This is a genomic window from Nonomuraea sp. 3N208 (assembly GCF_052245935.1).
Taxonomy (GTDB): Bacteria; Actinomycetota; Actinomycetes; order Streptosporangiales; family Streptosporangiaceae; genus Nonomuraea.
In genome coordinates this window covers 73,188-86,568 of sequence record NZ_JBQQBR010000052.1, presented here as the reverse complement: position 1 = coordinate 86,568, position 13,381 = coordinate 73,188, and the positions used below count along the sequence as shown (strand labels likewise).

The window sequence follows — 13,381 nt, the reverse complement described above, 5'->3', positions numbered from 1 at the left end:
CCACGATGGTCCAGGCCGCCCGCATCGACGACCTGCTGACCGGCCACTCCAACGTCATGGACTGCTACGACCCGGGCAAGACCGTGGGCCTGGTGCTGGACGAGTGGGGCACCTGGTGGAACGTCGAGCCGGGCACCAACCCCGGCTTCCTCTACCAGCAGAACACCCTGCGCGACGCGCTGGTGGCCGGCCTCCACTTCGACATCTTCCACCGCCACGCCGACCGCCTCGTCATGGCCAACATCGCCCAGACGGTGAACGTGCTCCAAGCCATGATCCTCACCGACCCCGACTCCGGCGCGCTCGTGCTCACGCCCACCTACCACGTGTTCGAGATGAACAAGGGACACCAGGACGCGGCCTCGCTACGGGTCGACCTCCCCACCGGCGTGCCCAACCGTGAAACGCTGAAGACGGTCTCGATCTCGGCGAGCCGCAAGGACGGACGGGTGCTCGTGTCGATGTCCAACCTGGACGCCGGCACCCCGGCCGACGTCGAGCTGGACCTGCGCGGCGGCACCGTGGCCGACGTCCGCGCACGGATCCTCACCGCCGAGAAGCTCCAGGCCTGCAACACCCCCGAGACGCCCGAAGCCGTCGCCCCCCCGCACCCACGAGCAGGTCACCGCCACCGCTACCGGGCTGCGGGTGCACCTGCCCGCCCACTCCTTCGTCACCGTGGAGGGACGCCTCGTATGAGCGCCCGCATCACCATCGACGTCGGCGCCGACGAGGGCGTCGAGGTCGCCCCGGACCTGTGGGGACTGTTCATCGAGGACCTCAACGACGCGCTCGACGGAGGCCTGAACGCCGAATGCGTCCGTAACGGCGACTTCGAGTTCAGCGCGGCCGACCGTGACGGCTGGGACGCGCTGACCGCGTGGAGCGCCTACGTCGTTCATCGTGTCGATGTTCGCGCCGATGCCCCGATCCATGCGAACAACGCTCACTACCTGCGCCTGACCGGGCCGGTGACCCTGGTCAACGAAGGATGGGACGGCATCGGGGCCGTCACCGGGCAAGAGTTCCGGCTCTCGTTCTTCGCCCGCACCGGACCGGAACCGGCGAGCCTGTCGGCCGCCATCCGTTCTCGTGACAATGACCTCGCTCGCGCGGAGGTCACCGTGCCGGCGGGCGGCTGGCACCGATGCGAGACGACCCTCACCGCGGTCGCCGGCGGCCGGGGCAGGCTGCGGATCGACATCCCGGCGGGACTCGTCGTCGACCTCGATCATGTCTCGCTGCGGCCGACCGGCCCCGACGGCGAGCCGCTGACCTTCAGGCCCGACCTGCTCCAGGCGCTGAAGGATCTGCGGCCCAGCTTCATCCGCTTCCCCGGCGGCTGTGTCGCGCACGGGCTGGGCCTGGACAACATGTACCACTGGAAGACCACGATCGGCCCGCGCCACGAGCGCGTCCAGATCCCCAACCCGTGGGGCTACCACCAGTCACGGCAGATCGGCTACCTGGAGTACTTCGAGCTGTGCCAGGCCACCGGAGCCACCCCGCTCCCGGTGGTCGCGGCCGGAGTGTGCTGCCAGAACTACCCGGGCGGCGCCCAGGCGATCGACGACGACGCCGTGGACGCCTACATCCAGGACGTACTCGACCTCATCGAGTTCGCCAACGGCCCGGCCGACACCCCTTGGGGCGCGCGCCGGGCCGCGCTCGGCCATCCCGAACCGTTCGAGCTGCGCTATCTCGGGCTGGGCAACGAGGACGAGATCACCGACGACTTCCGGGACCGCTACGCGCGCATCGAGGACGCCGTACGCGAGCGCAACCCCAAGATCTGCGTGATCGGCACGGCCGGGCCGCAGCCCTTCGGCCCCGACTTCGAAGCCGGTTGGGCGTTCGCCCGCGAGCGCGCAACCGACATGGTCGACGAGCACGGCTACCGCAACCCGCGCTGGTTCCACCAGAACGTCGACCGCTACGGCGCCTACGAGCCCGGCCCTCAGGTCTACGTGGGCGAATACGCCGCGCGCAGCAACACCATGCGCTCGGCACTGGCCGAGGCCGCCTACATGATCGGCCTGGAGCGCTACCCCGGCGTGGTACGGCTCGCCTCCTACGCGCCCCTCCTGGCCAGGGCCGGGCACACCCAATGGACCCCAGACCTCATCTACTTCACCGCCACCGAGGTGCTGCCCTCCGCCTCCTACCACGTCCAGCGGATGTTCTCGCAAGAGCGCGGAACCAGGCTCCACCCCGTCACGCTGAGCGGCGTCGAACCGGAGCCCGTGACGCTGCCGGAGACCGGCTCGGTACGGCTGACCTCGCCGGGCGCGAGCGTCGACTACGCCGACATCGTGCTCGACGGCCTCGTACGGCAGCCTGTGACCACCGGATCGAGCGGAGAGCCCGTGGAAGTCGGCAGCATCGAGCCCGCCGCGGCGACGCTCGAGCTCACCGCCACCAAACGGGCGGGCGGCGAGGGGTTCGTCGCCGAACTCGGCGGTGACAGCTATCTGCAGGTGCACGTCGGGGCCTGGCAGAACAAATCCACCCTCGTGATACGTGGCGACGACGGCATCACCAACGACGATCATGGGCCGCTGCGCTGGCACGGCATGCAGACCGGCATCCCGGTGCGCGTCAAAGTACGTCTGGACGGCGCACGCGTGCGCGTGTGGATCGACGACGAACTGCGGCACGACTACGAACAGGACCTGCGGCCCGAGCACCGGGTGGTCGTCGGCGCGGCCTCGCGGACGGCGGCCGACGGGACCCTCGAGTACGTGATTCGCGCCGTGAACGCCCATCCCATCGCCCGCGTGGCGTCGATACGGCTCCCCGAGCCATTCGGGACGGCGGTCGCCACGGTGACCACGCTCGCCGGCGCGAGACCCGACGAAGGCCAGCCCTTCACCCCATCACCCGTGACTCCAGTCGCCGCCACGGCCGCCGGCGACACGCTGAACCTACCGCCCTGGTCGTTCGTCACGGCGGTCATCAGGAGGATCCCTTGATCATCGAATCCGGCCCGCATGAGATCCTGCACGTCGAACCGTGGGGCCCGCATGCTTTCCGGGTCCGCTCCGCGCCGCACGCGATCAGGAACGACCTGCCCGGCGCGCTCACCACTCCACCCGCCGGAGCGCAGCCGGAGCAGCGGGACAGCACCATCGTGAACGGCCGGATCACCGCCGAGATCGAGGCCGGACGCCTCCGCTTCCTGCACACCGAGACCGGCAGGGAACTGCTCGCCGACAAGCAGCCCTACGTCGCGCACCAGGGGCCGCGCGTGCACGCCCCGCTCGGAGACGGCAGCCACCGCCTCGAGCAGCACTTCCGCGCCTACGACGACGAACGCCTCTACGGCCTGGGACAACACCAGCACGGCCTGCTGGACCAGAAGGGCTGCGTGATCGACCTCGTCCAGCGCAACACCACCACGACCATCCCGTTCCTGTTCTCCTCCCGCGGATACGGGCTGTTGTGGAACAACCCCGCCATGGGCAGGGTGGAACTGGCACGCGACGCCACCCGCTGGGTGGCCGATTCCGCGCACCAGATCGACTACTGGATCACGGCGGGCGACTCGCCCGCCGAGATCATGGCGAGCTACGCCGATGCCACCGGCCACGCCCCGCTCATTCCGGAGTGGGCGACCGGATTCTGGCAGAGCAAGCTGCGCTACCGCACGCAAGCCGAACTCCTCGCCGTAGCCAGCCGCCACAAGGAGCTGGGCCTGCCGTTGTCGGCGATCGTCGCCGATTACTTCCACTGGGCCCGCATGGGAGACTGGAGCTTCGACCCGGAGTTCTGGCCAGACCCCCAGGCGATGGTCAAGGAGCTCGACCAACTCGGCGTCAAGCTGGTGGTGTCGGTCTGGCCGACCGTGGAAGCCGACAGCGACAACCACCCTGCGATGCGCGCGGCCGGGCACCTGGTGGGCAGCGTGGAGGGCGGCCTGCTCACCCAGGACTGGCCGGCCAAGGGACGCGGCGAGAGCTTCCTGCCCTCGGCCTACTACGACGCCACCGCCCCCAATGCCCGGCGCACGCTCTGGCGGGAGCTGCGTGAGCACTACGTCGAGCTGGGCGTGGAGGCGTTCTGGCTGGACGCCGGCGAACCCGATCTGATTCCGCGCAAGGCTGAGCAGGCGCTGTACGCTGCCGGCCCCGGACGCCAGGTCGGCAACATGTACGGCCACTACCACGCCGGCGGCGTCCACGACGGCCTGGCCGAGGCGGGCGTCCAGCGGCCGCTGTCACTCGTGCGCTCGTGCTGGGCGGGCAGTCAGCGCTACGGCGTCGCCCTGTGGTCGGGCGACATCCGGCCCACCTGGGACGCGCTGGCCACGCAGGTCCGCACCGGATTGAACGTCGCCCTCAGCGGCATCCCCTGGTGGAACACCGACATCGGCGGCTTCCACGGCGGCGATCCCTCCTCGCAGGAGTATCGGGAGCTACTGATCCGCTGGTTCCAGTTCGGTACGTTCTGCCCGGTCATGCGCCTGCACGGGGTACGCGAACCCTCCGGCCCGTTCACCGCCGAGCAGACCGGCGCGGACAACGAGGTCTGGTCCTACGGGGAGCGCGCCTACCAGATCCTCCGCGAGCACCTTTTCCTGCGCGAACGGCTCAGGCCGTACCTGATGACACTGGCCGAAGCCGCGCACGAGCGGGGCGAGCCCGTGCTGCGCCCGCTGCTGTTCGACTTCCCCGGCGACGAACGGGCCTGGAGCGTGGACGACCAGTTCATGCTCGGCCCGGACCTGCTGGTCGCACCCGTGCTGGCCCCCGGCATGGCCGAGCGCAGTGTCTACCTGCCGCAGGGCACGCGCTGGGTGGAGCTCGCCACCGGCCACATCCACGACAGCGGGACAGTCGAGGCCGCCACTCCGCTGGAACGCATCCCCGTGTTTGTCCGCGAGGGCAATGATCACCTATGTACGGCGGCGCGGCGCGCCGCCGCTTGATCCCCACTAGGCCCCTGTCCATCAGTGCCAAGCTCCCACGGGCTGGCTTCGTGAGCACGGGGCGGTCATTCTTTCGCATGCTGCTGCTGGCCCGCCTGGACCAGGAGCCGGGACTGGAGCCGAGCACGGTGGACCTACGCGTGCTGGCCGGGGATGTGGTGCACGCCGCGCAGGCCCGCGACCGGGAGCGGCCGGTCCGGCTCGTCGTCTCCGACGAGGCGGTGTTCGTGCTGGGCGACGAGCGCCGCCTGCACCAGGTCATCGCCAACCTCGTCGGCAACGCCATGACCCACACGGCCGCCGGTACGGCGGTCCTCGTCCAGGTCGGGCGCCGCGCCGTCGCCGGCCGGCCCACTCCACGGCACCACCTTCCTGGTCCTGCTGCCACTCCACCACCCCGAGCGCGACTGAACACGCCTGAGGCGAATCAGCCCGGCACCGGCCATCGGCAGACCAGCGGCCGGTCGCCGTTGTCCTTGCTGGGGAGGGGTTCCCGTGGTCTACGCCCTCCCGCAGATCAGTTGCCAGGTCAGGCAGCCGGGACGGCGGGGGTGTGTCCGTGTGTCTCCGTTGCAAGGTGGTGCCAGTCGGTCCAGGTCTTGAGCCGGTCGGCGTAGACGTGCGGGAGGATCTGGTTGCCCTGGGTGCCGGAGAACACCCGCAGGGGCGGGTTGCCTGCGTCGGCGACCTTGAGCAGTGCCCTGCCCGCGGCGGCCGGTCCGGCGCTGCGGGTCAGAGCCACAGCCACAGGGCGAGGCCCATGATGACGATGATGATCGACGCGCCGATGAGGACCTTCCCGACGGCGGAAATCGGTTTCAGCCTTCGGGAGGTGGGATCGAGTCTCTGGAAGCGCCTGCGATGTGACGTCTTCCGGCCGTTGCCGCCATCCACGGGGGCGGTCATCCGGTCGAGGCCGGCTTCGATGTGGCCGGCGACGGGCCTTCCGGTCAGGCCCAGGCTGCGCACGGTGCCGCCCGCGAGCGTGTGGAGCAGCGTCGAGGCCGTTCCCGGTGCGCTCTCGGCCACGATAGCGAGCAGGAACGTCTGGGGAGGGCGGTCCAGGTCCCCGAGGATCTCCTCTATGTCAGCCGAGGTGAGCTGCCCGCGATAGCTCACCCAGAGCACGCTCTGATAGTAGATGATGCTCTCCTCGGCGGCGCAGATGGAGCTGATCGCCTCGATGAGGTAGCGGTGCCGGGTCAGTGCGTATTTGACGGCCTCCATGGCCCGCGGATCGGTGGGCACGGCGCGGTGCTCGGCCTCGGCTATGGCGATGTCCAGCACCCTGCGGTTGCGGGACTGGACGGCGACGCGGAGCAACTCGTCCTCCGACATGTCGTCGAGGATCCGGCGCAGGTGCTCGCGGCCCAGCAGGCTCGCGATGAGCAGCTTGCCCGAGGGGGCGCAGGCAGGCAGGATCCGGCGCATCGCGGCGAGCAGCGCGGGCGGAAGGGCGGGCTCCTGCCGGAACGGTCCACACAGGTCGACCAGCATCTCCTCGACGTCGGCCGCATGCATCGCCGACCCGTACAACAGCCGTAGCAGGATCTCAAAGAAATGCCGCATGACGGACGAATCGGCCAGCCTTTCAAGCGGGCGGATGGGGTTCGCTCTGATGAACACCCGGTAGGTCTTGCGATCGTGGTCCGCCACACGACCGCGAGTCCGCTGCGCCAGCTGCGCGTTGAGGACGGCGAGCCGCTGCCCGTCGGCGTTCGCGATGCTCTCACGGCACAGGTGCAGCAGCTGCTCGACCGAGGGCAGCGCGGCGGCGTGCTGCTCGGCCTGCGCCGGAAGCCGGGAAGAGGTACGGCCGCGGAGCAGCCTGGATGCGGCGGCGCGGTGGGAGGCGTCGTCGAAGTCGCGCGGTTCGGCCGCGGTCGTGAGCCACCTCATCAGCTCACAAAGGTCATCGCCCTGATAGCCCTCCAGTTCCCGCTTGTAGAACAGTGCCTGGGGCGGGATCGACCCCGCGGGGTCGCCGGCCTCCCAGGGCAGCTCCCAGGCCCCGTGGGTGGGCGGTACCTCGGCGAAGGAGAGGCGGATCCGGTGCCGGGAGGCACTGTTGGTCCAGGTGGAGACCGCCAGCGTGTGGCGGAACCCGTACGGGAGCAGCGCCGCCACAGCATCCAGGAAGTCCAGCCGCTGGTCCAGGGTGAGATGGCCGGCCCGTACCATGCAGACGGGCTGTCCGGTGAGCAGCAGCGCCGCCGCCCGCCGCGCCGTGCCGTTGACCTGGCCGGCGAGATGACGCTCGTCGTACGCCGCGAGGGAGAGCTGGAACGGCGCGTCTCCGGAGAAGTTCTCCTTCAACAGCGCCTCGTACAGGGCCCGGTACGAGAGCCTGGTCGACTCGGAGGCCACCTCCGCCCAGCGTACGCAGACGTAGTACGTCATCGCGTACGGGCGTTGGAAGCCGTCCTGGGAGTCCGGTTCGGTCTGCAGGGACAGCCCCAGCCAGGGCTCGCCGTCAGGGTCGGAGAAGTAGTTGGTCGCCACTCGTGGGAGGGCCTTGGGCTCCATGGTCCCGGAGGTGAACGCCTTGAGCCACATGCCGAACTCCGCGTTGGTGATCGCACCCGTGCTGCAGTCGATCACGCTGTAGTCGTCCAGGCTCTCCGGTGTCTTGCCGAGGATCGCCCAGTGGGCGGTCAGCCGTCCCATCGTCTGCTCCTCATCGCGCCGGGCCGGAGCATGCGGCCGAGCCAGATCACGGGCTCCATGACGTTCATGGGGCGGATGGCACCACGGATCGTCAGTCCGCCGTTCGCGTTGTCGATGACGTTCAGGAAGTCGTCCGGGTCGAAGCTGCCGAGATCCTCGTCGATGAACAGGCCCACCGACGAGGTCACGAAGTACCTGATGCGGTCCTGGTGGAAGAAGGCCTCGAGCAGGTCGAGGATCATCTCCGTGTTGTGGTCCTGGGCGTCCCGGCACAGCAGCCGGAAGAAGTCGCGGACCCGCTCCTCGGGCACATGGGGGATGCGCAACTCGTCGACGGGATCCCGCTCGGTGAACCCCGCTTCGATCGCGGTTCTCAACACCTTCGGGTCGTCGAACTTGGTGATGCAGACCGCGACGTAATGGGGGAGCTTGCCGTCCTCGTACGCGTCGTCGACGAGCATCCGCCCGGCGACCTCGTGCAGAGCGGCGTCCAGGTGTTTGAAGGCGTCACCCACCCGGGCCTCCCGATCCGGGTCGAACATGTAGATCAGGCCGCGGCTCTTGACCAGGCTGTCGACCAGGGCCTTTTTGTCGATGTTCGACTCGGACTCGGCGTACAGGTCACCGCGCAGGTCCAGGAAGTCGAGCTTGATCTTCGGAGCCTTCCCCTCACGCGTCTCCCACGGCCACCACCATCGTCTGCGCGGCGCCCCCGCCGGGCCGATGATCAGCCAGCTGTAGTAGGTGAGGGCCTCGGTCGGGGCCGGGAACGTACGCGTCTGCAGCAGCGTCGTACGCAACTTCGCCAGCTCCATCCGGGACACCGGGTTCTCCCCGATGAGCCTCCAGCCCGCGTCGGGGGCCTTGTTCAGCGCGATGCTCAGCGCCGCCAGGAAGGCGGTCTTGCCGCTGCCCGAAGCACCCCACATGGCGATGTCAGGCGCGCGATCGCGCTCGGGATCGCCGGGGGCGGAGTCAGTGTCGACCACCGAGGTCCTCATTCTGGGAGTCGGAATTCTGGGAGACGAAGGGAAGGGCGAGCACGGCGGCGGGCGGTGTCACCAGGCCGAGCCGGAGCGCGAGTTCTTCCGCGTTCACCGCGTCCACCTGGAACAGCGCGGCCGAGCCGAGCCGATGCCAGGCAGACGAGGCAGTGGCGGGCGGACTGTCGCAGATGACCGCGCTCCTCAGGTCGTGGCGCTGTTCCATCTCGCGCAGCAGCGCCAGCCAGTCGTACCGCGCAGGGCAGGGGGGCACGCGGTCGAGGCCGGCCCGAGGCGGATGCGGAGGCCGCGCCCCGATGGTGAGCAGCGCCGTCCGCGTGTTGACCGGCTGCGGGAGCAGCCGGGCGCTCACCTCCGCGAGCACGTCCTCGAGTTGGGCGGCGTTCGGGTAGGCCGGCGCGGTGGGCTGCAGGGACTCCAGGGCGGTCCGTGCCTGCGCCGCGGACGCGGACCAGGCGGCCATGGCCGGCCGGGTACGGTCCGCGTGCCGGGTGCCGAACACGTGGGTGCCGTATCCCACGACGGACACCTGGAGCTGCCGGGGGTCGAGGCGGCGCTCGGCGAGCAGGTCGATGACGTAGCCGGCCCAGTGGCAGCGGGCCTCGAACTCCTTCGCGGTCCCCGCCGTCTCTATGGCGCACACCAGGTGCGCGGGCCGGGGCGCGTATTGCAGCCGCGACGGCAGCGTGGCCACCACGTCCGCCCACGGCCGGGTGTCCGGCCGGAGGCCGGGGATCCCGGGAAAGCGGACGACGCCGGGCCGCTCCAACACCGCCCGCAGCAGATGCCGTCCGGGCGAAAGCGGCGCGTGGTCGACCGACACCAGCTCCGAAGGCTGGAGCGGCCCCGCCCAGGCGGAGATCGCGAGCAGCATGCCGCCGGCGTCGGTGCACGTGACGGCCACCTGGGCGTCCTCCCCCGGCTTCGCACCGGGACCGAAGAGCCGTTGTCCCACCAGTTCGAGCCTGCGGTCGTCCGCGCGCTCACGCGCCATGATCAAGTCGTACACCTGGCGCAGCGGCGCGCCGGCCACCAACTCACGGAGCAAGCCCCCCACCTTGGCCCCGGACACCTCGACGACCTGGGCCGATGGCCGCCACTGCCGCAGTGCGCGCACGGCGGCCTCCTGCTCCTGCCCGTCGGCGGACCGCACGACCACCACCGGGTCCCTCTCGTCGGCGGAGATCAGATCCTGGGAGACCCGGAGCACCGCGTCGTGGACGTCATCGCCGGCGGCGGCCAAAGTGGACCACTTGGCGGCGGCCCTGCGTGTGTAGTACGTCGTGCCGACCTCGTCGACGCGGACCTCGAAGATCCGTGTTCCGGCAATGTCGATCTCCACGACCGTCAGCCGTTCCCTGAACGAGGCGATCAGATCGGCGAGATCCCCCCGCAATCCACCCTCTGCGAAATGGCTCAAGAATCTCCCCACCAGTTTCGGACCCTTGCCTGGTACGAATTAATGTCATTGGTGGAGTAAGTGATAGTAAGAGGGGATAGTCAAGTCTTTGTCCGTTTTCTGATAGTTTGTGATCCTTCGTGACAGCACCGCGTGGCGGGCGGTCAGCCCTCTTGTTATAAATCAGGATTGCCGGTTGTTTATGGTAGTCAGTGGATTACTCACGGGGTAGGGCGTGGAGCGCCCTGGTCCCTTCCTCCCGGAGCCGCGCATGGTCGGTAGATGGTTGATCGTCTTGTCGGGTGCCCGTCCCGACGTGCTGGACGAGTGCAAGGGGGAGCGTGCCAGGTTCCACGGCCTGGGTGGCGCCATCCTGACCACAGCCTGCATCGCCGCCATCTCCATGACATTCGCGTTAGCCTCGGCGCTCAAGGTGTTCCCGCCCCTAGCCGTCCTGATCGGCCTCGTCTGGGGCGTGGCGATTCTGAGCCTGGACCGCTGGCTCGTCACCTCCCTGCCGGCCCGAGGCGGAGGGCGCCTGTGGCTCGCCCTGCCCCGGGTGCTGCTCGCGTTGCTGCTGGGGGCCGTCATCTCCACACCGCTGGTGCTGCAGATCTTCAAACCCGAGATCGATGCCGAGATCGTCGACATCCAGCAGGAGAAGGCCGACGCGTTCACCCGCGCGCAGCAGGGCGGCGAGACCGGCCGGCGGATAGCCGCTCTGGAGAAGTCCGCGGCGGCCCTGGAAGCCGTGATCGCCTCCCGCGGGGAGAGTGCGCTCGATCCGGCGGCCGACCCCCGGATCCAGGAATTGAGCAAGTCGCGCGAGCGGGCGGTGAAGCAGCGGGACGCGTTCTATCAGGAATGGCAGTGCCAGCTGTACATCGGGCCGCCCAAATGCGCGAAGAAGGGCTCCGGGCCGCTTGCGAAGGCGGCGGAGGAGGCGTACAAGAGCGCCCGCGATCGGGTGAATGACATCGACCGGCAGATCGAGCAGCGCAGGAAACGGCTCAGCGACACTCAGGAGGCCGGAAAGGCGAGCAGGCTGGCCCAGGCGGAGCAGGACCTGCGCAGCGTACAGACGGAGCTGGACAAACTGACCGAAGGGCAGGCGCGGCTCAGATCCGGTTTCGCCGCCGAGATCCAGGGATCCGACGGCCTGCTGCTGCGGCTGGAGGCGCTCAGCAGGGTGTCGCAGGACAATCCGACCCTCACCCTGGCGAGGATCTTGCTGTTCCTGTTCATCCTTCTCATCGAGTGCCTGCCGGTCATCGTCAAGCTGATGCAGCGGCCGGGCAGTTACGACACGATCGTGGCCGCGTTGGAGAAGCGTGAGGTCAATGCGGCCATCGACCAGATCTATGAGACGGACAGGAGGCCACGGCGCGCCGCCTGGCGGGATGGCACGACCCGGCCGTACACCGCGGAGGAGCCGCGTACCGGAGTGTTCCACGCTACCGATACGCCGTCCCTGCCCTCGCAGGATCGCCATGAGGGCAGGAGCTTCGAGGACGAGGCACTCCGCGGCCTCCGCGACAACCGCGCCTCCCGGCCGGCCGGGACGGGCGACAGCCCGCAGGCCGAGTACGCCGGACTGAACGATGATTGGTGAGCACGTCGCGGGCCGGTTCGTCATCGAGGCGCAACTCGGCAGCGGCGGCATGGGGCGGGTCTGGCGCGGCCGGGACAGCAAGCTCGGCCGCGTGGTGGCGCTCAAACAGGTACGCGCGGACGTCGGCCGCCAGCCCGAGCTCAAGGCGCGGGCAGAACGCGAGGCGCAGGCGCTGGCCCGGATCGACCACCCGGGCATCGTCCGAGTCCACGACGTGCTCGACGCCCCAGACGGCCCATGGATCGTGATGGACTACGTGCAGGGCGCCTTGCTCGGCGAGTTGATCGAGCGGGGACCCTTGTCCGAGCCCGCCGTGGTGCGGATCGGCGCCCAGGCGCTCGACGCGCTCGCCGCCGCGCACGCGGTAGGGGTGCTCCACCGCGACGTGAAGCCGGACAACATTCTGATCACCGCTTCCGGTGGGGTCGTCCTGGTGGACTTCGGGATCGCCGCCATCGAGGGTCACGAGCGCATCACCATGCTCGGCCACGTGATCGGCACCCCCGACTTCATCGCCCCCGAGCGGCTGCGAGGCACCCCGGCAGGCGAGGCGGCCGATCTGTGGTCGCTCGGTGCCACGCTCTACACGGCCATGGAGGGACGTCCGCCGTTCCGCAGGGGCACCGAGGAGGCCACCAAGTTCGCGATCCTCACCTTTCCCCCGGACCCCATGACCCGGGCAGGCAGGCTCAAGCCGACGATCAACCGGCTGTTGGCCAAGAGCCCGGCCACCCGGATGACGGCCGGTGAACTGGCGCGAATGCTGGAGCAGGCTGCCGGCCGCTCTCCTGGGGTGGAGCCGCGCCGGACGTCGCAAGGCCCTGTCACGAAACCGCCTGCGCCTCCCCAGGCGAACGGGGCTGGAGGGAACCACTCCTACGCAGGGAGCGACGGCCGAGGCGGGAACGGCTCGGGAGCGGGTGGTGGCGTGGCGGCGCAACGAGTGCGTCGGACGCTCGCCGGCGCCGGCGCCGCAGAAAGAGGTTCGATGGTCCTCACGCTGCCCGCGGCCGATGCGGCGGTGCTCCTCGCTGATCAGTGGCAGCTCTTCACGACCGCCGCAGTGGAGGAGATGTGCCGCCAGGCGACGAAGTGCGCGAAGATCCTGCAGATGTTGCTCCCGCGCCGCGTGGGCCTGCTGCTGGAGCAGGTACGTGACCCAAGCCTCGTGGCCGGGGTCGTGCTGGCGATGGACCCCCACCACCGCGGACGCGTGCTCGGTCACATGCACGATCGGCATTCCGCAGCGGCCATCGAGGCGATGGCGGCCATCGATACCCGGCAGACCGGCCTCGCCCTCGCCGCGATGCCGGAGGACCCGGCCGGTCAGGCGCTCAGTCGCCTTCCATCCGCCACGATCGCCGGGGTGCTCGTGCATTGCCGGCCTTCTTGCCGCGACCGCCTGCTGCCCCTGCTACCGTCCGCGACCCGCGACGACGTCGAGCGCAGACTCGCCGCCGAGGGATAGCCGCCTGATTCGTCCTCTCGCTGGTGGCGGTTCTGGTCTGCGTGCGCAGCGTGGATCTGCCTGACGTGGATGAAGGCCGGCAAGCGGCGTTGGTAGACGTCGGTCACGAGGGCGATCAGGATGACGGGACGGGGCCCGTGAGTCGCGGACGCTGAGGGTCGTCGCCGTTGGAGGTGCCGGGAGGCGGGCTGGACACCGTCCGCCATGCGCAGGACGGTCTCGACGGCCATCCGGCCCATGCCAACGAGAGGTTGCCGGACGGACGTGAGCCGGGGTGCGCGGCCGGGATCAGCGTCCTGATGTG

9 protein-coding genes are annotated in these 13,381 nt (G+C 69.6%); 4 read left to right on the top strand and 5 right to left on the bottom strand.

Annotated features, from left to right (window positions below; translation table 11 throughout):
* On the top strand, positions 1-2,972 hold a 2,972-nt coding region (locus ACTWPT_RS50210; protein ID WP_443184655.1), incomplete at its 5' end, for an alpha-L-arabinofuranosidase C-terminal domain-containing protein.
* On the top strand, positions 2,969-4,927 hold the full coding sequence (locus tag ACTWPT_RS50205; protein ID WP_443184654.1) for a glycoside hydrolase family 31 protein: 1,959 nt from the start codon (positions 2,969-2,971) through the stop codon (positions 4,925-4,927). The genes ACTWPT_RS50210 and ACTWPT_RS50205, both read left to right, overlap by 4 nt.
* Positions 4,928-5,061: 134 nt before the next feature.
* On the opposite strand, the gene ACTWPT_RS50200 is transcribed toward ACTWPT_RS50205, so the two are convergent.
* The 5 genes from ACTWPT_RS50200 to ACTWPT_RS50180 form a co-directional block, all read right to left on the bottom strand.
* Entirely contained in the window at positions 5,062-5,295 is a 234-nt protein-coding gene (locus ACTWPT_RS50200) for a hypothetical protein (protein ID WP_443184653.1), read from the bottom strand.
* Positions 5,296-5,456: 161 nt separating this feature from the next.
* The gene (locus ACTWPT_RS50195; RefSeq protein WP_443184652.1) at positions 5,457-5,669 is read right to left on the bottom strand and encodes a hypothetical protein; all 213 of its coding nucleotides are present in this window, start codon (positions 5,667-5,669) and stop codon (positions 5,457-5,459) included.
* Positions 5,660-7,594: a hypothetical protein gene (locus tag ACTWPT_RS50190; protein WP_443184651.1), complete on the bottom strand. Its 1,935-nt coding sequence runs from the start codon at positions 7,592-7,594 to the stop codon at positions 5,660-5,662. The genes ACTWPT_RS50195 and ACTWPT_RS50190 overlap by 10 nt, the downstream gene beginning before the upstream one ends.
* The gene (locus tag ACTWPT_RS50185) at positions 7,582-8,583 is read right to left on the bottom strand and encodes a hypothetical protein (protein ID WP_443184650.1); all 1,002 of its coding nucleotides are present in this window, start codon (positions 8,581-8,583) and stop codon (positions 7,582-7,584) included. The genes ACTWPT_RS50190 and ACTWPT_RS50185 overlap by 13 nt, the downstream gene beginning before the upstream one ends.
* A complete protein-coding gene (locus tag ACTWPT_RS50180; RefSeq protein ID WP_443184649.1) occupies positions 8,570-10,018 on the bottom strand; it encodes a hypothetical protein in 1,449 nt (482 codons plus the stop codon). The genes ACTWPT_RS50185 and ACTWPT_RS50180 overlap by 14 nt, the downstream gene beginning before the upstream one ends.
* A gap of 250 nt (positions 10,019-10,268) precedes the next feature.
* Between ACTWPT_RS50180 and ACTWPT_RS50175 the strand changes: the two genes are divergently transcribed.
* Together ACTWPT_RS50175 and ACTWPT_RS50170 are read left to right on the top strand one after the other, a co-directional pair.
* Positions 10,269-11,609, top strand: coding sequence for a DUF4407 domain-containing protein (locus ACTWPT_RS50175; RefSeq protein ID WP_443184648.1), 1,341 nt, complete (start codon positions 10,269-10,271; stop codon positions 11,607-11,609).
* A complete protein-coding gene (locus ACTWPT_RS50170) occupies positions 11,599-13,077 on the top strand; it encodes a serine/threonine-protein kinase (protein ID WP_443184647.1) in 1,479 nt (492 codons plus the stop codon). Before ACTWPT_RS50175 ends, ACTWPT_RS50170 begins: the two co-directional genes overlap by 11 nt.
* The last annotated feature ends 304 nt before the right edge of the window (positions 13,078-13,381 follow it).